General features: G+C 72.2%; 16 protein-coding genes. 9 read left to right on the top strand and 7 right to left on the bottom strand.

Annotation, left to right across the window (positions count from 1 at the left end):
- The first annotated feature begins 24 nt into the window (after positions 1–24).
- Positions 25–1,635, top strand: coding sequence for a DUF5691 domain-containing protein (locus OG736_RS26875; protein WP_327184678.1), 1,611 nt, complete (start codon positions 25–27; stop codon positions 1,633–1,635).
- A 220-nt stretch (positions 1,636–1,855) separates the two neighbouring features.
- On the opposite strand, the gene OG736_RS26870 is transcribed toward OG736_RS26875, so the two are convergent.
- Positions 1,856–2,272, bottom strand: a complete 417-nt coding sequence (locus OG736_RS26870) for a coenzyme B12-dependent isobutyryl CoA mutase small subunit (protein ID WP_020132112.1) — start codon at positions 2,270–2,272, stop codon at positions 1,856–1,858.
- 498 nt (positions 2,273–2,770) lie between these two features.
- Between OG736_RS26870 and OG736_RS26865 the strand changes: the two genes are divergently transcribed.
- Positions 2,771–3,775, top strand: coding sequence for an esterase/lipase family protein (locus OG736_RS26865; protein WP_327184677.1), 1,005 nt, complete (start codon positions 2,771–2,773; stop codon positions 3,773–3,775).
- A 274-nt stretch (positions 3,776–4,049) separates the two neighbouring features.
- Positions 4,050–5,579, top strand: coding sequence for a M23 family metallopeptidase (locus OG736_RS26860; protein WP_327184676.1), 1,530 nt, complete (start codon positions 4,050–4,052; stop codon positions 5,577–5,579).
- Between the two features lie 131 nt (positions 5,580–5,710).
- On the opposite strand, the gene pcrA is transcribed toward OG736_RS26860, so the two are convergent.
- The gene (pcrA, locus tag OG736_RS26855) at positions 5,711–8,209 is read right to left on the bottom strand and encodes a DNA helicase PcrA (protein WP_327184675.1); all 2,499 of its coding nucleotides are present in this window, start codon (positions 8,207–8,209) and stop codon (positions 5,711–5,713) included.
- Between the two features lie 456 nt (positions 8,210–8,665).
- Here pcrA and OG736_RS26850 point away from each other — a divergent pair, with 456 nt between their 5' ends.
- Positions 8,666–9,835 carry a C40 family peptidase gene (locus OG736_RS26850; protein WP_327184674.1) on the top strand — a complete coding sequence of 390 codons (1,170 nt, stop codon included), beginning with the start codon at positions 8,666–8,668 and terminating at the stop codon, positions 9,833–9,835.
- Positions 9,836–10,213: 378 nt separating this feature from the next.
- Positions 10,214–11,221: a tellurite resistance/C4-dicarboxylate transporter family protein gene (locus OG736_RS26845; RefSeq protein ID WP_327184673.1), complete on the top strand. Its 1,008-nt coding sequence runs from the start codon at positions 10,214–10,216 to the stop codon at positions 11,219–11,221.
- On the opposite strand, the gene OG736_RS26840 is transcribed toward OG736_RS26845, so the two are convergent.
- Complete coding sequence (locus OG736_RS26840) at positions 11,199–11,552, bottom strand: hypothetical protein (RefSeq protein ID WP_171398995.1); 354 nt, start codon at positions 11,550–11,552, stop codon at positions 11,199–11,201. The genes OG736_RS26845 and OG736_RS26840 overlap by 23 nt on opposite strands.
- Positions 11,553–12,014: 462 nt before the next feature.
- On the opposite strand from OG736_RS26840, the gene OG736_RS26835 reads away from it, so the two are divergent.
- Positions 12,015–13,106, top strand: coding sequence for a C40 family peptidase (locus OG736_RS26835; RefSeq protein ID WP_327184672.1), 1,092 nt, complete (start codon positions 12,015–12,017; stop codon positions 13,104–13,106).
- A gap of 40 nt (positions 13,107–13,146) precedes the next feature.
- Here OG736_RS26835 and OG736_RS26830 read toward each other — a convergent pair whose 3' ends face one another.
- Positions 13,147–13,893 (bottom strand): LuxR C-terminal-related transcriptional regulator, encoded by a 747-nt coding sequence (locus tag OG736_RS26830; RefSeq protein WP_327184671.1) that lies wholly within the window; start codon positions 13,891–13,893, stop codon positions 13,147–13,149.
- Positions 13,890–15,218: an ATP-binding protein gene (locus OG736_RS26825; protein WP_442817079.1), complete on the bottom strand. Its 1,329-nt coding sequence runs from the start codon at positions 15,216–15,218 to the stop codon at positions 13,890–13,892. The genes OG736_RS26830 and OG736_RS26825 overlap by 4 nt, the downstream gene beginning before the upstream one ends.
- Positions 15,219–15,361: 143 nt before the next feature.
- Between OG736_RS26825 and OG736_RS26820 the strand changes: the two genes are divergently transcribed.
- Positions 15,362–17,116, top strand: a complete 1,755-nt coding sequence (locus OG736_RS26820) for a PspC domain-containing protein (RefSeq protein WP_442817078.1) — start codon at positions 15,362–15,364, stop codon at positions 17,114–17,116.
- The gene (locus OG736_RS26815; RefSeq protein WP_327184669.1) at positions 17,103–17,348 is read left to right on the top strand and encodes a hypothetical protein; all 246 of its coding nucleotides are present in this window, start codon (positions 17,103–17,105) and stop codon (positions 17,346–17,348) included. Before OG736_RS26820 ends, OG736_RS26815 begins: the two co-directional genes overlap by 14 nt.
- A 170-nt stretch (positions 17,349–17,518) precedes the next feature.
- Here the strand turns inward: OG736_RS26815 and OG736_RS26810 are convergent, their stop codons facing one another.
- Positions 17,519–18,055, bottom strand: coding sequence for a DoxX family protein (locus tag OG736_RS26810; protein ID WP_327184668.1), 537 nt, complete (start codon positions 18,053–18,055; stop codon positions 17,519–17,521).
- Positions 18,056–18,299: 244 nt separating this feature from the next.
- Positions 18,300–19,589: a hypothetical protein gene (locus OG736_RS26805; RefSeq protein WP_327184667.1), complete on the bottom strand. Its 1,290-nt coding sequence runs from the start codon at positions 19,587–19,589 to the stop codon at positions 18,300–18,302.
- 201 nt (positions 19,590–19,790) lie between these two features.
- Here OG736_RS26805 and OG736_RS26800 point away from each other — a divergent pair, with 201 nt between their 5' ends.
- A complete protein-coding gene (locus OG736_RS26800; protein WP_327184666.1) occupies positions 19,791–20,726 on the top strand; it encodes a DUF4429 domain-containing protein in 936 nt (311 codons plus the stop codon).
- Positions 20,727–20,741: the final 15 nt, after the last annotated feature.

Genomic DNA, 20,741 nt, shown 5'->3' with positions numbered 1-20,741 from the left:
AGGACGGCAGCAGAAGGGAGTCTCATGAACGCCACCCCGCCTCTCCCCCCACCGACCGCCTGGGAGGACCTGGTCACCGCCGCCCTGCTCGGCACGGATCGCCGTACGCCCCCGGGCGCGGCCCCCGGCCGGACCGCGCCGGCCGCGCTCTTGGACGCGGCGGCCGCGGAGACCGTGCGCCGACGGGCCGGCCTGCGCCCGGGCCGGGCGGCCCCTCGGCCTGCGCCGGCCGCCGAGGATCCCCGTCCGGCACTGCCCGTCGCGGCGGCCCGCCGGCTCGCCTTCCTGCTGGCCGACCGCCCCGGCACCGGCACCGGTGGCCGCAGAGGCACCGCACCGGATCTCATGGAGCTGCTGCCCCAGTGGCTGACCGCGGTGAACGCCCGAGGGTTCGCCGCGCCCGCCGAGTCCCTCCCCGCCCTGCTCGACGCGGCGCGCGGGCGTACCGACCTGCGCCCGGCGGCGCTGGAGTTCGCCGGACCGCGCGCCCTGTGGCTGGCCCGGCTGAACCCCGACTGGCGGTTCGCGCTGCGCGCGACACCGGGCGGCGGCACCTCGCTGCCGGGCCCCGCGGAGACCGAACGCGCCGCGAAGCTCTGGCAGGAAGGCCTGTTCGCCGAGCGGGTGGCCCTCCTGGCGTCGATCCGCTTCCGCGACCCCGACGCGGCCCGCGAGCTGCTGACCGCGTCCTGGTCGACGGAGCGTGCCGAGGACCGGCTCATGTTCCTCGACTCGCTGCGCACCGGCCTCGGCCCCAGGGACGAGCTCTTCCTGGAACAGGCCCTGACCGACCGGAGCCGCAACGTGCGTGCCACCGCCGCGGAACTGCTCTCGGCGCTGCCGGGTTCGGCGCTCGCCGCGCGGATGGCGGTCCGGGCCGGCGCGTGCGTGGCGGTCGACCACACCCTGGACACCCCGACGCTTCTCGTGGAGGCCCCGCACGAGTGCGACGCGGCCATGGAACGCGACGGTGTGTCGGCGAAGGCGCCGCCCGGCCGGGGTGAGCGGTCCTGGTGGTTCGGCCAACTCGTGGAGGCGGCCCCGCTCGCCACCTGGCCGGCGCGCCTGGGCGGCCGTACGCCGGAGCAGATCGTGGCGTTGCCGGTGGCCGACGACTGGCTGGGCGAACTGCACGCGGCGTGGTGCCGGGCCGCCGTCCGGCAGCGCGACGCCGACTGGTCGCGCGCGCTGCTCGGGGTGCCGTCGGCGCCGGGCGCGGGCGGGCCGGGCGCGGTCTCCCTCGCCGAACGGGCCAAACTGCTGGGCACGCTTCCGGTGGCCGAACGGGCCGAGTGGGTCGCCGGTTTCATCGCAGCCCACGGCCTCTCGGAGGCGTTCCAACTGCTCGGCGTGTGCCCCGTGCCGTGGGCCACGCCGCTCGGCCGTGCCGTCGTGGACGCGCTCAACATCGCACGGGACGCAGGCAGTTACCCCTGGAGCTTCAGCGGCGTCATGGGCCTGGCCGAACGCTGCCTCGACCCCGAGGAGGCAACCCGCCTGGACGCCCTCCTGGCAGTACCGGACGAACCGGAGGACGCTTCCCCGGGCGCCGGCGGCTACTGGGCGGAGGCATTCCAACGACTGGGCAGGACACTGCGCCTGCGGGCGGTGATGGCAGCGGAACTCAAGCCCTAGAAGCAAGACCCAAACACGCGCCGGCCCACACCATCCACCCCACCCGACACCTCAGGAACGCCCGGCCCACACCATCCAGCCCGTCCGACACCTCAGGAGCGCCGGTCCATCCATCCAGCCCGTCCGGCGATTGAGGACGAGGCCCGTTCAGGGCCGACCGGGGGTCTGGGGGCAGCGCCCCCAGGGAAGGCCCGCCCAAAACCCCCGCACAACAACCCGCTCAGGCGCCGGCAGGCTGCCGCACGTTCGCCCGGACCCAGTCGACGATCGAAGCGGTGGTCGCCCCCGGCGTGAAGATCTCCGCGACCCCCTTCTCCTTCAACGGCGCGATGTCCGCCTCCGGGATGATGCCCCCGCCGAACACCAGGATGTCCGCCGCGTCCCGCTCCTTCAGCAGCTCGATCACCGCGGCGAAGAGCGTGTTGTGGGCCCCGGACAGGATGGACAGACCGATCGCGTCGGCGTCCTCCTGGATCGCCGTGCCGACGATCTGCTCGGGCGTCTGGTGGAGCCCGGTGTAGATGACCTCCATACCGGCGTCACGCAGCGCCCGCGCGATCACCTTGGCCCCGCGATCGTGGCCGTCGAGCCCCGGCTTGGCCACCACCACGCGGATCGGACCGGCTGCCACACCCATCACTGCCTCCATGAAGCGACTACGTCCATCCTCAACGGCACGGACACCCCGTGCCAGACCGCCCGGGGAAGTGAACGAACGTTATCGCCAGCATCCCGCAACCGGCAGTTTCACGGTGTGGACCGAGGGGGAAATCACACGAAGGGACACTTTCACCGCGCACCGATCCCCCGCACCACGGGGAACAGTCGCACCGGGAGCCGCAAAGAGGTCGCCGTACCGTCACGCCACAGGCCGCTGGCGTGGCGGTACGGCGCATCGGAAGGCACGATGGGCACGTAGGACAGGTAAGGCACGACAGCGGGGAGCCTCGTCGCCAGACCGGCAGGGTTCCTTGTCGTCATCGGTGTAACGGGTGTCACACAAGCCGTACACGCCCCGCACGCCAGGCCGCACCCGCCCCACTCCCTGCCGTGCCCGATCGACCTCCTCCACGCGACTTCCACGAGGGCACACGGGGGACAGAGAAGTCCTCAGCGTGCCGACAGGAGGTCGGCCATGAAGGTCACCCGGGCACTTCAGCCCTTTCTTCCGCTGTACCAGCGTCTGTTGCCGGACATGCGGACCCTTCCGGGCATCCTGAACCTCTCAAGCCTCCCGAGCCTGCCGAACCTCCCAGGACTCCCCGGCCTCCCCGGCCTGCCGAGCAGACTGGCCGGGCTGTCCCTGACGCTCCTCAAGGCGACCGCCCTGGATCTCGCGATCCTCGCGGGCCACCTGCTCCTCTACCCCTCCGGCATCGCCCAGGAGCGCCGCGCCACGGCCCGCCCCGCACTGCCCAGAGCGGCCGGCGGCGAGGACCCCGCCCAGCTGCCGACCAAGGCCCCGCCCCCGGTCGTCCTGCTGCACGGGTTCATCGACAACCGTTCCGTGTTCGTCCTGCTGCGCCGCAGCCTCGCCCAGCACGGCAGGCACCGGGTGGAGTCACTCAACTACTCCCCTCTGACCTGCGACATCCGGACGGCTGCCGAGCTGCTCGGCCGGCACATAGAGGAGATCTGCGAGCGCACCGGCAGCTCGCAGGTCGACGTGGTCGGACACAGTCTGGGCGGCCTCATCGCCCGCTACTACGTGCAGCGGCTGGGCGGTGACGGCCGGGTCAGGACACTGGTCACGCTGGGCACCCCGCACTCCGGCACCCGGGTGGCGCCGCTGGCGAACGCGCACCCGATCGTGCGCCAGATGCGCCCGGGCTCCGAGCTGATCGAGGAACTCTCCCGGCCGGCGCCGGGCTGCCGTACGCAGTTCGTCAGCTTCTGGAGCGACCTCGACCACCTCATGGACCCGCTGGAGTCCGCCTGCGTCGACCATCCCGACCTGTTGGTACAGAACGTCCGGGTGACCGGGATCGGCCACCTCGCCCTGCCTGTCCACCCGGCTGTCGCCACCGGCATACGGCAGGCCCTCGACATGGCACGTACGGGCGCGTCCGCCGGCGCCCGGACCGGCAGCCGAGCCGTCACCCGCACAGACGCCCAGGCCGACGACCTCACCGTGGCCTGACAACGGCCCCTGCCGGCCCCGCACGACCGTCCGACCGCCGCCCGACCACCCTTCGAGCGCCCTCCAACCACCCTTCGAGCGCCCTTCGACCGCCGTCCGATATCGAACGCTATTCGAACGTAGGGCCAAACCCGCGCCCGCCGTCCCCCGAAACACGGCCGAATGCCCCTTTCCCGCAGGCACGAAACCTGCGGAAGATTGTCGTGCCCGCGTACTGCCGGGTACAGTCGCCGCACTGCTCTGGCAGCCCCTGTTGTCGGCGAAAGAGAAGTTGGTGAACGACCGTCACCCGTCGGGGATCATGACCACCCCGACCCCGGCTTCCGACGCCGCTTCGGCGCACTACGCGTCGTACGGCACCCAGGAAGCCCAGTACGACGGCTTCACCACGTACCACGGTTACGAGACCGGCTCCTTCGACGCCGGCGCCCACGCCACCGGCCACTTCGCGCCGGCCGACCCGCTCTTCGGTGAGCTTCCGGGCGACGGCACGGCCCCCGCGACCGGCACGTACGACAACACCCAGTGGGGCACCGGCGGCCACCATGTCCCGGACACGGGCAGTCACCAGACCCTGAACTACGACGGGTACGCGGCCCAGCACCACGCCGCCCACGACACGGGCGCGTACGACGCCACCGCTTGGTCCACGGACCACCACCAGCAGCTGAACGCCGTCCCGCAGCAGGGAACGGCACCGGATGCCAGCGGACAGTGGGACGCGAGCGCCTGGCTCCAGCCCGACCAGCCCGTGAGCCCCGCCGACCAGACCCAGCAGTGGGAATGGGGCACGCAGGCCTTCGACACCGGCGCCTACGACGCCACGCAGTGGAACTCCGACGGCGACGAGGGCGCCCAGCAGGCCTCCGACGAGCACGAGCAGCAGGCCGAGGTCCCGTTCGACCAGCAGGCCACCGCCACCTTCGAACAGGTCGGGCTGCTCGACGAACACGCCCCGGCCGAAAGCGAGTTGTCCGACGACACCCCGCTGCTCCTCCTCGACGACCAGGAGGAGGCGGCCCCGGCCCCCGCGCCGGGCGGTCGGGCGGCCGCCCGCAACGCGAACCGTTCCCGGCGGCGGATGCCCGCGAGGCGCTCCGCGCTGCTGACCGTGGCCGTGCCCTCGGCCTGCGTGATGGGGGTCGCCGGGATCGCCGCGGCCTCGGTCGGCACGCTGACCGGCGGCGACGACAAGGACACCACGGCCTCCGCCTCGGACGCGCAGCCGGTGAAACCGTCCGCCGCCAACAACAAGCTGGACGCCCAGCTCGAGACCCTCAGCGCCGGGGCCGACGACTTCGCCGACCGGGCCAGCCGGACGCAGGAACGTCTCGACCTCAAGACGCAGCAGGAAGCCGAGAAGAAGAAGGCGGCGGCCGAGGCGGCCCGCAAGGAGCGGCTGCGCCCCAAATACGCCCTCCCGGTCGCGCAGCACGGCCTCAGCGCCTACTTCGGCCAGGCCGGCATCAACTGGATGTCCCAGCACACCGGTATCGACTTCCCCGTCTCCTACGGCACGACCGTGATGGCGGCGACCGACGGCACCGTACGGACGCAGTGGAACAGCGCCTACGGCAACATGATGATCGTGACGGCGAAGGACGGCACGGAGACCTGGTACTGCCACCTCTCCAGCTACCGCGTCTCCTCCGGTACGACGGTCAAAGCCGGCGACCCGATCGCGTACTCCGGCAACTCCGGCAACTCCACCGGCCCGCACCTGCACTTCGAGGTCCGGCCCGCGGGAGGCTCCGCGATCGACCCGCTGCCGTGGCTGCGCAGCCACGATCTCAACCCGACGTAGCCGCTCGACCCGACGTGAGCGCCCGAGCGCGACTGCGACCGCTCGGCTTGTCCGCATGAAGTGAGCCCCCGCCCCCGAAGCGGGGGCTCACTTCATGCGGACCGCAGTGAGCACGGACGCGGCTCCGGCAGCTACAGCTTCTCCACCGGCGCGTACCGCAGCAGCAGACGCTTCGGTTTGACGTCGCCGAAGTCGACCGTTGCCTCCGCGTTCGCGCCCGTGCCCTTCACGCCGACGACCGTGCCGAGACCGAACTGGTCGTGCGTGACGCGGTCACCGACGGCCAGCGTGACCACCGGCTTGTCCGCGGCGGACCGACGTGTCGCGAAGCCGGACGCGCCCGCGGCCGAGGAACGCGAGCGGGACGAGGACAGCGAGGCCGCCACACCGGAGACGGGACCGGAGGACACGGGCGCGGTCGCCCCCGTCCGCTTCCAGTCCACGTGCGTCGGCGGGATCTCCTCCAGGAACCGGGAGGGCGGGTTGTACGACGGCTGCCCCCAGGCGCTGCGCAGCGCGGACCGCGTCAGGTAGAGCCGCTCCCGCGCGCGGGTGATCCCGACGTACGCCAGGCGGCGCTCCTCCTCGAGCTCCTTGGTCTGGCCGAGGGCGCGCATGTGCGGGAAGACGCCGTCCTCCATGCCGGTGAGGAAGACGACGGGGAACTCGAGGCCCTTGGCGGTGTGCAGGGTCATCAGGGTGATGACGCCCGAGCCGTCGTCCTCGTCGGGGATCTGGTCGGAGTCGGCGACCAGGGCGACCCGCTCCAGGAATGCGGAGAGCCCGACCGGCGTCGTGCCGTCGCCCTCCGCCTCGCCGGTCTCCTGCTCGAACTCCAGGGCGACGGCGGCGAGTTCCTGGAGGTTCTCGATCCGCGTCTCGTCCTGCGGGTCGGTGGAGGCCTGCAACTCGGCGAGGTAGCCGGTGCGTTCGAGCACGGCCTCCAGGACCGTCGCCGGACCGGCGCCCGACTCGACGATCGTGCGGAGCTCCTCCATCAGCGCGTTGAACCGCTTCACGGCGTTGGTCGACCGCGAGGCCATGCCGTACGCCTCGTCGACACGCTTCAGGGCCTGCGGGAAGCTGATCTTCTCGCGCTGGGAGAGGGCGTCGATCATCGCCTCGGCGCGATCGCCGATGCCTCGCTTCGGCACGTTGAGGATCCGGCGCAGCGGCACCGAGTCCTCCGGATTGGCCAGCACGCGCAGGTAGGCCAGGACGTCCCTGACCTCCTTGCGCTCGTAGAAGCGGACCCCGCCGACGACCTTGTAGGGCAGGCCGACGCGGATGAAGATCTCTTCGAAGACACGGGACTGGGCGTTGGTGCGGTAGAAGACGGCGACATCGCCCGCCTTCGCGTCGCCCGCGTCCGTCAGTCGGTCTATCTCGTCGGCGACGAACTGCGCCTCGTCGTGCTCGGTGTCGGCGACGTAGCCGGTGATGCGCGCGCCCGCGCCCGCGTTGGTCCACAGGTTCTTGGGGCGGCGGGACTCGTTGCGCTCGATGACGGCGTTGGCGGCGGACAGGATCGTCTGCGTGGAGCGGTAGTTCTGCTCCAGCAGGATCGTCGTCGCGTCCGGGTAGTCCTCCTCGAACTGGAGGATGTTGCGGATCGTCGCGCCGCGGAAGGCGTAGATCGACTGGTCGGCGTCACCGACGACGCAGAGCTCGGCCGGCGGCACGTCGAACTCGCCCGGGGGTACGTCGACGGGGTGCTCGGAGGTGCCGACCAGCTCGCGCACGAGGGCGTACTGGGCGTGGTTGGTGTCCTGGTACTCGTCGACCAAGACATGACGGAACCGGCGGCGGTAGTGCTCGGCGACGTCCGGGAAGGCGCGCAGCAGATTGACCGTCGTCATGATCAGGTCGTCGAAGTCGAGGGCGTTCGCCTCGCGCAGCCGGGACTGGTACATGGCGTAGGCCTGGGCGAGGGTCTTCTCGAACCCGTCGGCGGCCTGGGCGGCGAAGTCCTCCTCGTCGATCAGCTCGTTCTTCAGGTTGCTGATCTTGGCGCTGAAGGACTTGGGCGGGTAGCGCTTGGGGTCGAGGTCCAGGTCGCGGCAGACCAGGGCCATCAGCCGCTTGGAGTCGGCGGCGTCGTAGATCGAGAAAGACGACGTGAAGCCGAGCCTCTTGCTCTCGCGGCGCAGGATGCGCACGCACGAGCTGTGGAAGGTCATCACCCACATCGCGTTCGCGCGCGGGCCGACGAGCGCTTCGACGCGCTCCTTCATCTCGCCCGCGGCCTTGTTGGTGAAGGTGATCGCGAGGATCTGCCCGGGGTGCACATGCCGCTCGGCCAGGAGGTGGGCGATGCGGTGGGTGAGCACGCGCGTCTTGCCGGAGCCGGCGCCGGCCACGATGAGCAACGGGGAGCCCGCGTGGGCGACGGCCGCGCGCTGGTTCTCGTTCAGCCCCTCCAGGAGCGCGGCCACGTCCAGGACGGGGCGCGGGGCGCCGTCGCGGTAGTGGGTGTCCCGGTCCGGAGGCACGTCGAACTTCCCGCCGAACAGATCGTCCGGAACCGACTCCGGTCCGTGATCGTCCTCGGGCGGTGGCGGGGGTTCCTCCTCGTGGGCGCGGGGGCCCTGGAGGTTCGCCAGGAAGCTGTCGTCAAAGAGGCTGCTCATCGCTCTCCGAGTCTAGGGGGCGCCACTGACAACCGGCCGCCGTCCCGGGAACATCTCCCGCCCTCACCCTCCGGGGCACCCCTGTCACGATCCGCGACCCGCACGACCGCGACGCGGGTTCTCGACCGAAGGTCACGAAAATGTATCGGGCATATCGCCCATCAACCTTCACACGGACCACACGAGTTGGCTACCGTGCCGAAAGGCCGTACGACCCCCACCGGCGAACCCCGCCGGACCGCACGGCCTCCGCCGAGTCCGACGCGTCCGCTCACGCCGACGGAACCGGGGAGTCACCGAGACCTCGGGGTGAATCGGCCCAACGCCCTTCCGGGGGCGGGCCGTAGGGCAACCCTTCCGACATACCTGCCCGAACCCTCCCCCAGTGCCTGACCAGCCGGGGAGAGACCCCCACCGCTGACCCGGCAGGCGGAGCACTGGAAGGAGTCGCCTCCCTTGGCGTCGCAGCACCGCAAGCCGCGCTCCGCGGGCGCGCGCGTGACGGGGATCCGCACCCCCGCCCTCGCCACCGCCGCCCTCACGTCCGTGGCCCTGCTCTCCCAGACGGCGAACGCCGCTCCGTCGGACGACGGCAAGCCCAGCCTGGAGGAGGTCGAGAAGAAGGTCGACGACCTCTACCGCCAGGCGGAGTCCGCGACCGAGAAGTACAACGCCGCCAAGGAGAAGACGACCAAGCAGCGCAAGCGCACCGACGGCCTCATGGACGACGTCGCCCAGCGCACCCAGAAGCTCAACGAGGCGCGGGAGGAGCTGGGTTCCTACGCCGCGGCCCAGTACCGCACCGGCGCCTCCGCGCCCGACACGGCGGCCTTCCTGCTCGCGGACAACCCGCAGGACTACTTCGACCAGAACCAGCTGATGAGCCGGCTGACCGACCGCCAGAAGGGTGCGGTCGACGACTACGTCACCGAGCAGTCCGCGACGATGAAGCAGCGGCAGGAGGCCACCGAGAGCCTCGCGACGCTCACCGACGCGCAGAACGACCTGAAGATCGCCAAGGCCACCGTCCAGAAGAAGCTCGGTGACGCGCGCGAGCTGCTGTCCCGGCTGACGGCCCAGGAGAAGGCGCGCCTCGCGGCGATCGAGAAGCAGCGGCGGGAGGAGGCCGCGCGCAAGGCGGCGGAGTTCGCCCGGCAGCAGGCGGCGGAGCAGGCCGCGGCCCAGCAGGAGAGCGGCGGCGCGTCGGCGGGCACGGGGTCCTCCTCGACCGCCCCTTCCGCCTCCGCCTCCGAGGACCCCTCGTACACCACCAAGGCCGAGAAGGCGCTCGCCTTCGCCCGCGCGCAGATCGGCAAGCCGTACGTCTGGGGTGCCACGGGCCCCGACTCCTACGACTGCTCGGGTCTCACCCAGGCGGTGTGGAAGGCCGCCGGCGTCACCCTCCCGCGCACCACCTACGACCAGGTGAACGCGGGCACCACGGTCTCCCTCGCCGACGCCCGGCCCGGCGACCTGATCTTCTTCTACGACGACGTCAGCCACGTCGGCGTCTACATCGGCAACGGCACGATGATCCACGCCCCGAAGCCGGGCGCGTACGTCCGCGAGGAGTCCGTCTTCTACGACGGCGAGTCGGGCATCCACAGCGTCGTACGCCCGGCCTGAGGACGCAGGGCGCGCGGGACGCAGGGGGCACACGTGCGTGGACCGCAATGGGCACGTACGCGTACGACAAGCGGCGCACGCGCGCGTGGGACACAGGGACACGTACGCGTGGGACACGCGGGACACGTACACGTGGGACACGCGGGGCACGCGCGCGTGGGGCCTCCGTTCTCGAGCGACATGGTCCGCCGCGCCCCTGCACCCGGGACCCCGGCTCGTACGCCACGCCCCTGCGCCCCCACCCCGGACCTGCGCGCACCCCCGGCACCGCCCCCCGCCCCTGCGCGCACGCCCCTCGCCCTGCGCCCGCGCGTATTTTCGTGCGCCCGCGCGCGTGCCCCGCTTCCGCAGCGCGCCGTGCTCCTTAGCATCGGCCCCATGTCAGGCTCCCCCGCCCTCCCGTCACCGGCCCCCTCCCCCGGCTCCCCGCTCGGCGTCTGGTGGGCGCAGCGGCCACCGGCGGCGGGGGCCGCGGTCATGGCGACCGGCATCGTGTCGATCGGACTGAACCTGACGGGATACGACGTCCTCTCCCGCGTCACGCTGGTGATGGCGGCCGTCGCGTGGGCGGCGCTGGCGGCGGACTTCGCCGTACGGCTGGTGCGCAGGCGCGAGCGGTGGCTGACGGAGGCGGGCACGCCCGGGGCGCTGAACGCGGTGGCGGCGACGACCGTGCTCGGCACACGGGTCACCACGCTCGGCCGGCACACCCTCGCCGAGGCGCTGCTGGCGCTGGCGGCGGTGCTGTGGCCCGTGCTGCTCGTGACCGTCGTACGGCAGTGGAAACGGGGCATGCCGGGGGTGGTGTTCCTGTGCTGTGTGGCCACCCAGGGGCTCGCCGTGCAGGGAGCGGTCCTCGCCGAGGCGGAGGCGGTGGCCTGGCTCGCGCACACCGCGCTCGTGCTGTTCTGGCTCGGGCTCGTGCTCTACGGCGTCGCCCTGGCCCTCTTCGACCTGCGGCAGGTGGCCGAGGGCGCCGGGGACCAGTGGGTGGCGGGCGGCGCGCTCGCCATCTCGGCGCTGGCGGGGGCGGGTCTCCTCGCGGCCGACGACGGGGGCCTGTACCTGTGGAACGCCGACGACACCGGCGTCCTGCGCACGGTGACCGTGGCGCTGCTGGTGTTCGCCCTGGCCTGGTACGCAGTCCTGCTCGTCGCCGAGGTGCGGTGGCCGCGTCCGCGCTACGACATGTGCCGCTGGGCGACCGTGTTCCCGATGGGCATGACGGCGGCGGCGACCCTGTCCGTCGCCGCCGCTGTCGACGTGCCGTCGCTGAAGGGGCCCGGGGAGGTGCTGCTGTGGGTCGCGGTGGCGGCGTGGCTGGCGGTCGCGGCGGCGGCCCTGGTCAAGGCGCTGGCGTCCGTCAGGTCCAGAGCACCGCGATGAAGATGTTCGCCACGGTCAGCAGTCCGACCAGGCCGAACAGGGGCTTCTCCACCGTCTCGTCGTCCCGCTTCACATAGACGAGGCCGAGGATCACGATCAGCAGGGCCAGCTTCACGCCGATCTTGATGTTGTTGACGTGCTGGTCGTCCGCCTGGTTGAGGCCGACCAGGATCACGCCGGTGACCAGCATCGTCGCCGCGCCGTGGAGCATGGCGGGGACGAAGCGGGCCGTGCCCTGGCCCATCGCCTTCATCTGCGTGAGGAAGCCGCCGAGGAGCGCGGCGATGCCGATGATGTGCAGGCCGACGAAAAGATGGATGAGTACGTCCATGAAGCCGGATGCTAACGAGCCGTGCTGGGGGCACTCGCCACCGGCCCTCCCCTCCGGCCACACGTGCATATATGCGCCCCATAGCACCCCGCCGCTCCGACGTGTCCCGAAATCGCCGTTTCGGTCAGCGCGCCGCGCGAACCCGACGGCCCGGGTCCGGGTTTTCGAGCATTTGTGATCATGACGCGGTCCGCTCGCGCCACTTCCGCACTTCGCGTTACCGGACTGTCACAGCCGGGCCTAGCGTCCTCCCCCAGGTGACCGGCTCCCCACCGCCGCCCGGGCCAGGGGCGGCAGTCGGCCACCACCGCCGAGAAGGTCCGGCGGCGTCCCGCTCCCCCTGTGCGGGCCGTCGCCGGACGCGTCAACCGCCCTCCGGGGCCGTCCGTCCGCTCCCCCGACGGCTCTCCGGCAGCTGTACGGACGGGCGAGGCGGTCGTACGAAAGGACGTGCAGTCCCACGTGGCAGCGCACCGCAAGCCCCGACAGCGCTCGCTCGGCGGCCAGACGGCCCGCACGGCGTTCACCCTCGCTCTCGCGGGCGCCGCGACGGCGACGGCCTTCGACGGGACCGGACAGGCCGAACCGAACCTGACTCCGGTCCAGGTCAAGGCGAAGGTGGCGAAGCTCTACCAGGAGGCGGAGGAAGCCACCGAGAAGTACAACGGCGCCCGGGAGAAGGCGACGGCGGCCGAGCAGCGACTGGAGAGCCTGCGGGACGAGGCGGCGCGCAAGGAGGAGAAACTCAACACGGCACGGGAGACGCTGGGTTCGATGGCGGCGGCGCAGTACCGCAGCACCGGGCTCGACCCGGCCGTACAACTGGCCCTCTCCGACGACCCCGACCGCTACCTCGACGGCGCCGCCTTCGCCGAACGGGCCGGGGACCGCCAGTCGGCCGCCGTCACCCGAGTACGCAGACAGCTGCGGGAGATCGAGCAGCTGCGAGGCGCCGCGCGTGTCGAACTGACCTCGCTCAAGACGCGCCAGGCCGAGCTGAGGACCCACAAGAAGACGATCACCGGCAAACTCGACGCGGCGCGGCGCCTGCTGAACCGGCTGACGGCGGCGGATCGGTCCCGGATCGGCGAGGGAACGAGCGGCGGCACCGCGAGCGGCCGCGCCTCACGCTCCTCGGCAGACGGCCGCGACGGCCTCCAGGCCCCCGGTAGCGCCACCGCCACCGCCACCGACCGAGCTCCCAACTCCCGTGCCGCGGATGCCGTTTCCTACGCCTACTCCAAGCTCGGCAGCCCCTATGTGTGGGGCGCGACCGGTCCGAACGCCTTCGACTGCTCGGGCCTGGTCCTCGCCTCGTACCGCTCCGCCGGCGTCTCCCTGCCCCGCACCACCTACGCCCAGATCGGCGCCGGGCAGCGGGTCTCCCGCTCCGAACTCCTCCCGGGCGACCTGGTGTTCTTCTACTCCGGCATCACCCACGTCGGCCTCTACATCGGCGACGGCCAGATGATCCACGCACCGAACCCGTCGGCTCCGGTGCGCGTGGCGCCCATCGACGAGATGCCGTTCGCGGGCGCGACGCGCGTCGTGTGAGACCGCCCGGTGAGGCGCGCCCGGTCAGGCGGCGCGTCCCTCACACCAGCCGTCGTGCCGTCGCCCAGCGGGTCAGCTCGTGCCGGTTGGACAGCTGGAGCTTGCGCAGCACCGCCGAGACATGCGACTCGACCGTTTTGACGGAGATGAAGAGCTGCTTGGCGATCTCCTTGTAGGCATAGCCCCGGGCGATGAGCCGCAGCACCTCGCGCTCGCGCTGGGTGAGACGGTCCAGGTCCTCGTCGACCGGCGGGGCGTCCGTCGAGGCGAAGGCGTCGAGCACGAACCCGGCGAGCCGCGGCGAGAACACGGCGTCGCCCTCCTGCACCCGGAAGATGGAGTTCACAAGGTCGGTGCCGGTGATCGTCTTGGTGACGTAGCCGCGGGCGCCGCCCCTGATCACCCCGATCACGTCCTCCGCCGCGTCCGACACGGACAGGGCGAGGAAGCGCACCGGCTGCTCGGCGTCGGCCATCAACGGAGCGCAGCGGCGCAGCACTTCGACCCCGCCGCCGCCCGGCAGATGGACGTCGAGGAGAACCACCTCGGGCCGGGTCGCGGTGATCACCGTGACCGCCTGGTCGACGTCCGCCGCCTCACCGACGACCTCGACGCCGGTCTGCTCGGTCTGGCCGATCTCGGCCTGTACTCCCGTACGGAACATGCGGTGGTCGTCGACGAGGACCACGCGCACATGGCGCCCGCCCGTGCCGTCGCCGGAGGTCTTCGCCGGCTCGGCCCCCTCCGCCGCTCCCGCCGTGCCGTTCGTGTCGGTCGGGTCGCTCATGACGTCTTCTCCGCCCTCTCCATCTCCAGTTCGACCTCCGTGCCGCCGTCCGGGACGGCCCGCAGTCGCGCCGTGCCCCCGTGGCGCTCCATGCGGCCGATGATCGATTCTCTGACGCCCATGCGGTCGGCGGGTATCGAGTCGAGGTCGAAGCCGGGTCCGCGGTCCCGGACGGACACGAAGACCGTTCTGCCCTCGACTTCGGCGTAGACCTGCACGGCGCCGCCCTCGCCACCGTACTTGGCCGCGTTCACCATCGCCTCACGCGCGGCCTGCATCTGTGCCCCGACCCGGTCGTCGAGCGGGCAGTCGCCGACGACCACGACCTCGATGGGGACGCCGTGCTTGTCCTCGACCTCGGCGGCGTTGCGCCGCACCGCGTCGGCGACCGTGGTCGGCTCGTCGGCCTCCTCCTTGCCGGTGCCCTCGGGTTTGTAGAGCCAGGTGCGCAGGTCACGCTCCTGGGCGCGGGCGAGGCGGCGCACCTCCCCGGCGTTCTCCGCGTTGCGCTGGATCAGGGTCAGGGTGTGCAGCACCGAGTCGTGGACGTGTGCGGCGACCTCCGCGCGCTCCTGGGCCCGGATGCGCATCAGGCGCTCCTCGGAGAGGTCCTGGGTCATACGGACCAGGTAGGGACCGGCGAGGAGCGTGATGCCCACGAGGACGGCGAGGGCCGCCTGGAGCACGGAGCCGAGGTGGGCGGCGGAGCCCTGGAGGACGAAGATGCCGGAGACACCGGCCGTGACGAGCAGGACGCCGGCGCCCGCGCGCAGGAGCGTGAGCGTACGGCGCCTGCGGCCGACCTCGACCCAGCGGGCCCGGCGCGCGTTGTCCGCCTGGCGCCAGACGAGGGCCACGCCCGCGCCGACGAGGACGGCGGGCAGCAGATACGCCTTGGCACCGCTGCCCAGATTCACATTGCCCACGAAGACCATGGCGACGACGACCATGAGGAGCAGCGCGACGATCTGCCCCTTGTCCGGTTTGCGGGCGACGAGCCTGCGACGGCCGTCGGGCGCGGTCTCGGTGCCGACGAGCGCCGGGGGCTTCTGCCCGCCGACCCCGCCGACCCCGAGCGGCACGAAGAACCAGAAAGCCGCGTAGAGCAGGGCGCCGAGACCGTCCGCCATGAACAGGCCGACGAAAACGAGCCGCACCCACACCACGGGCAGCCCGAGATGCCCGGCGAGCCCCCGCGCCACGCCCCCGAGCCAGCGTCCGTCACTGCTGCGGTAGAGCTTGCGCGGCGGCCGCGGTTCGACGAGTGGCACTGCTGCGGCTTCCGGCATGCCAACGATGGTCACACGGGCGCCGGTCCCGGGCATCAGGGTTCGCCCCCGAGACTCCCCTGATCTCCGGGGTCCTCGCCCGTCGAACGCCTCCCCCGCCCCGGCTCAGGGCCGATATCAGGGTCCGACCAGGGTCATTCCGACTGCCGCGAGGGCGGCTCGCCCGCCACCATGGACTCATGACAGATCACCAGCACGCCGCGGACGCCGTGCCCGACGGGGGCACCGCGCCCGACGCGGCCGCCCCGTCCCCCGGCGCCCGGGGCGCCGCGGGTGAGGAACCTCGCGCGCACGAGCGGGCGGGCGCGCACGAGAAACAGGGAGAGGGCGCAGGACACGGCCCGTCGGAAGGCCCCGGCCCGGACGCGGGCACGGATACGGACGCGGACGCCGACAGGACAGTGGTCGAGGCGGCCACCGAGGCCGCGACCGCCGCGGCGGCGGCCCGCACCGGCGCGACAGCCAACGGCGGGACGGACTCCGACGACGGTTCGGGAGGCGGAAACCGAGGGCCGGAAGAAGGTCCGGGCCCGGGGGGAGGCCGAGGACCGGGAGCGAGCCAGGGGGCAGGCGGAAGCCGGAGGCCGGGGGAAAGCCAGAGGCCCGGCGGAGGTCAGGAGCCGGGTGGCCCCCGGGCAGCACAAGCAGCCGAAGCAGTCGGGCCTCCGCCCAGGTTCCAACGGGACCGCGAGCACAAGGTGCTCGCCGGGGTGTGCGCGGGCCTCGGGCGGCAGTGCGACATGGATCCGGTGATCTTCCGGATCACGCTCGCCGTGCTCTCCGCGACCGGCGGCATCGGCCTCATCTTCTACGGCTTCGCCTGGCTCTTCGTCCCCTACTCCGACGACGAGCAGAACGAGGTGCGCAAACTCCTGACCGGCCGGGTCGACGGCCAGGCTCTCGCCGCCGTGCTGTTCGCGCTGGTCGGCTGCGGGGTGTTTCTGTCGATGCTGAACAACGGCAGCGTGCTGACCTTCGCCGTCGTCGTCTCCTTCCTCCTCGCGGGCGCCGGCTACTGGTCACGGCACCGGGACTCCTCGGACCCCGATCCCCTGGCCGCACAGGCCGTGGCCGACGCGCCGCCGGAGGCCCAGGCACCGCCCGTCCCCTCCGCCTACCCCTCCTGGTGGCGCGACCCCATCGTCAAGGACGGCACCCACGACGGCGGCACGGGCTATCTGTGGGGCCCGTGGGACGCCCGCGCCCGGGACATCACGGCGACCATCGACGTCGACCTCGTCGGCCACACGCGGCGCCCCGAGGACATACGGACCCTGCACAAGCCCTACGCCGGACCGCGCGGCCCGCGCTGGATCGGTGGCTGGCTCTTCCTGCTGGCCGCGGTCGCGGCCGCCCTCGTCACCCGGCTCACCTGGGACGACCACCCGCTCGGCACCAGCCTGCAGGCGGGGCTCGCGGCCGCGCTCATCGTGCTCGGCGTGGGTATCGCGGTCAGCTCGTTCCTGGGGCGGACCGGAGCGGGGTCGGTGTTCCTGGCGATCGTCACGGCGGGTCTCCTGGCCGGTACGACCGTCCTGCCCAAGGACATCGGGACGCACTGGATCGACACGGTGTGGCAGCCCGCCGCGGTGGCGGACGTACGGACGGCCTACGACCTGGGCACCGGGGACGGGACCCTGGACCTGTCCCGGCTGGAACTCGCGAAAGGACAGACGGTGAGCACCGATGCCGAGGTGGGGGCGGGCCGACTGCGGGTGATCGTCCCGCCGGACGTGACCGTGAAGGTGAGGATCGACGTGGGACTGGGAGACATCCAGCTGCCGGGCGACGACGAGAAGGATGTGGACGTGCAGCCGGGCAAGCACAAGGAGGTGACCCTGTCGCCGGCCTCGGGCGGCAAGGACGCCGGGACCATCGACCTCGACCTCCAGGTCGGCGTGGGACAGGCGGAGGTGGCCCGTGCTGCGTCATGAGTTCCGGCCCGGCAGGCTGGTCGCCGGCGCCTTCTTCACCCTCGCGGGCGTCATCTACGCAGGTGACGCGGGCGGCCTCTGGGAGACGCCGTGGTTCGTGGTGATCCCGGTCGTCACGGCAGGACTCTGTCTGGCGGGCGCGACGGGCGTCGTGGCGAGGAGCATACGCAGACGACGGGGCCCGTCCCGCCGGACCACCCCGGCCGGCACCGGCCCGGGCCCGGCCGCCTGATCGACTGACCGGCGGAGGGGCAGACGGGCTCACCGGCTCACCGACGAACAGGCTGGCCCCGGCCGACCAGCCGACCGGGTGACCAGCTCACCGACCCACCGACCCACCGACCCACCGACAGACAGGCTTCCGCACGGTCCACGCGTCGGTGGGGACGGCCGGTCGTGGGCCTACCTGGCTCGGGTCCCCGCTCGCTGTCGCCGCCTGGAGCGCCAGGCGGCGTCGAGGGACAGGACGGGGGCGCCGGCGAGAACCAGGGGCAGCCAGGCCATCAGGTAGGCGAGGTCGTTTCCGTAGTAGTACGGGTCCGAGGCCCAGCTCACCGTCAGCCACAGGCTGAGCGAGATCAGCGCGCCACCGAGCGCGGCCAGCCGGGTGAGGACGCCCAGCAGCGTGCCGATACCGACGGCGAGTTCACCGAAGGCCATCGCGTAGCCGAAGCCGACAGGGCTCTTCAGGGCCATGTCGACCAGGGCCGGGATGGCCGAGGAGTCACGGACGGCGCGCATGGTGTCGCCGATCGAGCCGGCGCCGCTGTCCTTCAGGAAGGCACCGTCGGTGAGTTTGTCGAGGCCGGCGTAGATGAAGGTGACACCGAGGAAGATGCGCAAGGGAAGGAGGGCGTACCGGGCGGCGGTGTCCCGCCAGTCGCGGCCGCCGCCGTCGAGATAGGGGGGGTAGGTATCCGTCCGCATGCCATGAGTCATCGCCCGTAGCCGCCTCTCGCCCGGAGTGGTGGGACCCCTCGACAGACCATACGTACGAAATGGGGGGTGCGCTCAACTGTTTGCACGAGCTCTCGGCACCACTGGTTCACTTCGCCCGACCGATTCACTGCGGCCCGTCGGCCCACCCGGGTCCGAGAGGCCCCCTCCACCCCACCGGTTCAGTACGGTCCGGTCGGGTCCGGTCGGGTCCGGTCGGGTCCGGTCGGGTCCGGTCGGGTCCGGTTCAGTCCGTGACGTCGATGGCGTACCGGTTCGTTTCCGCACCCGCGGCCGTGACGACCTGTACGTCCACCCGGCCCGGTTCCACGTCCGCCGGGACCGGGACGGTGAGGACGGCGTCGGTGGGGTTGCTGAAGCCGCCGGTGACCGGCACGAGGGGGACGTGCACATGGACCGGGCCGATGCGGACGACCATGCGGGAGAGCCGGTCGGCGGTCTGCGCGCCGGGCGGGACGAATCCGGCGCCGCGGATCTCGATGTCGTCGCCGGTTCGGATCGGGGCGTCGAGGTCGCCGGCCTCGCGGGAGCGGACGACGGAGAGGATGACGGGGCGGCCGCCCTCCGCGTACTTGCCGGCGAGGTAGGTCGCGGCCGAGACGAGGACCACGACCGCCAGGCCCCAGGGGAGGTCGGGCAGCTGGTCGGGGCGGCGGGCCAGCCGGACCGCGGCGAAGGCCAGCGCGACCGCGCAGATCACGACGTACTGGATGTCGGCGAAGGTACCGCGACCGGCGTCGTCGGTCAGCAGGTCGGCGGCCCGGGGGCGGTGGGCGCGGACCTTCTGGAGTCGCTGGCCGAGGACCCGCAGGCCGACCACCCGGCGCACCAGCACGGCGATCCCGCAGACGACGGCGAGGACGGTCACCACGCCGGCGCCGCGGGAGAGATCGAGCCCGGCGAGCAGCGCGTCGCGTTCGGCGTGGCCGGAGGCGGCGGCGAGCCGGCCCACCAGGACCAGTACCGCGTAGGCCACGAGCAGCACCCAGCCGACGGCGACCGCGCGGGAGGTGGAGAGGCGGTTGTCCTCGCCGATCACGGGGGCGAGGGCCCCGCCGCGCGCCCGATGGAACCAGGAGGCGGCGGTCAGCGCGCCGGCCACGACCAGCGCGGCGAGGAGTCCGGCGGTGCGGGCGTCGGTCCAGCCCACGCCGATGGCGGTCAGGGACTGCACCAGCAACAGCGCCACGACCGACACCCACACGGTGACCGCCGTGCGGAGCCACAGACGGGCCAGCCAGGCCTCGCCCTCGGCGCGGCCGCGTTCGGCGACGAGTTCCGCGGACTGGGTGAGCTCCTCGGAGACCCACTGGCGGGAGGCCGAGACGGAGTGGGCGACGGCGGCCGGCAGTCCGTGCCCGGCAGCGAAGCCGTCCCGCTGCACCAGGAACTCCGCCACCGCCCGCCGGTGTCCCGCGCGGGCCCCGTGCGGGCAGTCCCCGCAGGTACAGCCCCCCTCGTGAGTGCCCGGCCTCCTGCTCGACTCGGTGCCCTGTCTCGCCTCCTGTACCGCCATGTCCGACGCCCGCCTTCCCCACGACCCGATCGGATGGCGACCCTTGAAGGACCCTGTCTGGATCCCGGCCGCCGCACTGAGAACAACTCCCCCGCAATGACAGCGAATTGTGCCCTACGGCACACCCCTTGTTCCCGGCAGGTCTGGTCAGCGCGGGTGAAGCGGGCAGGGCCGTGTTGACCCGACTGCGAGAATTTCCGTATGGCCGAGATCATCCAGCGTGACGGGACCTGGGCCTTCGACGGCACATCGGTCAGGATCACCCCGGGACTCCACCGCTCCGTACCGCTGTTCCGGCAGACGTACGGGGAGATCACCGTGCCCCTGGAGGCGGTCGCCGGGATCGTCCACGAGCCCGAACGCAAGCGCGGGCGGCTGCGGCTGCGGCTGCGTGAAGGGGCGGATCCGCTGCTGCACGCCACCGGCGGCCGGCTCCCCGATCGGGCCGATCCCTACCGGCTCACCGTGGACGTGGACCGTTCCGGGGTCGCCGAGTACCTCGCCGAGGAGATCCGGCACGCACTGCTCCTCGACCAGGTTCCGGGCGAGCCGACCAAGGCGTACCTCCTGCCGGGTCCGCCGGTTCCGGTCTCGGTGCGTTCCTCCGACGGCACCGTCTCCTTCGACGGCACCCAGGTGCGGGTCGACTGGGCGGACACCTCGGACCGGGTGAAGCGGGCGACGGGCCCGCGCGTGATCAACGTCGGCGATGTCGTGCGGGTCGAGTGGCTGCCCAACTCGGGCCTGGAGGACGGCTTCCTGCGCTTCGTGACCCGGGAGACGGTGTTCTCGAAGCTGCCGGCCGAGAAGGACCCGTACGCCCTGGATCTGTGGGGGAACGTGAGCCGCGACCTGCTGACGGCCCTGGTCGCGACCGCGGTCACCGTGCGTCTCCCGCATCCCTCCACCCACACGGGTGCGGAGCGGGGGCACGAGCGCGACCAGGAACGTGAGCAGGTACGCGAGTCCGGGGACCTGGCCCGCGGGCGCGGGCTCGTGGCGTCCGTCCCGCCCCCGTCCGACCACCACGACGTACTGCTGCGCCGACTGCGCGAGTTGGGTGAGCTGCACCGGGACGGGGTGCTCACGGACGAGGAGTTCGCCCGGACGAAGGCGGTCGTCCTGCGCGGCTTCTAGAACGCGCACCGGCAC

The sequence above is a fragment of the Streptomyces sp. NBC_01334 genome (assembly GCF_035983595.1).
GTDB lineage: Bacteria > Actinomycetota > Actinomycetes > Streptomycetales > Streptomycetaceae > Streptomyces > Streptomyces coriariae.
The sequence above is the reverse complement of the archived record's forward strand: the minus strand, read 5'-3'. Positions and strand labels throughout refer to the sequence as shown.

Bases quoted from the DNA above. Each gene is read 5' to 3' on its own strand.
- OG736_RS26875 (WP_327184678.1), top strand. From the start codon at position 25: ATGAACGCCACCCCGCCTCTCCCCCCACCGACCGCCTGGGAGGACCTG.
- OG736_RS26870 (WP_020132112.1), bottom strand. From the start codon at position 2,272: ATGGGTGTGGCAGCCGGTCCGATCCGCGTGGTGGTGGCCAAGCCGGGG.
- OG736_RS26865 (WP_327184677.1), top strand. From the start codon at position 2,771: ATGAAGGTCACCCGGGCACTTCAGCCCTTTCTTCCGCTGTACCAGCGT.
- pcrA (WP_327184675.1), bottom strand. From the start codon at position 8,209: ATGAGCAGCCTCTTTGACGACAGCTTCCTGGCGAACCTCCAGGGCCCC.
- OG736_RS26845 (WP_327184673.1), top strand. From the start codon at position 10,214: ATGTCAGGCTCCCCCGCCCTCCCGTCACCGGCCCCCTCCCCCGGCTCC.
- OG736_RS26840 (WP_171398995.1), bottom strand. From the start codon at position 11,552: ATGGACGTACTCATCCATCTTTTCGTCGGCCTGCACATCATCGGCATC.
- OG736_RS26830 (WP_327184671.1), bottom strand. From the start codon at position 13,893: ATGAGCGACCCGACCGACACGAACGGCACGGCGGGAGCGGCGGAGGGG.
- OG736_RS26825 (WP_442817079.1), bottom strand. From the start codon at position 15,218: ATGCCCGGGACCGGCGCCCGTGTGACCATCGTTGGCATGCCGGAAGCC.
- OG736_RS26820 (WP_442817078.1), top strand. From the start codon at position 15,362: ATGACAGATCACCAGCACGCCGCGGACGCCGTGCCCGACGGGGGCACC.
- OG736_RS26810 (WP_327184668.1), bottom strand. From the start codon at position 18,055: ATGACTCATGGCATGCGGACGGATACCTACCCCCCCTATCTCGACGGC.
- OG736_RS26805 (WP_327184667.1), bottom strand. From the start codon at position 19,589: ATGGCGGTACAGGAGGCGAGACAGGGCACCGAGTCGAGCAGGAGGCCG.
- OG736_RS26800 (WP_327184666.1), top strand. From the start codon at position 19,791: ATGGCCGAGATCATCCAGCGTGACGGGACCTGGGCCTTCGACGGCACA.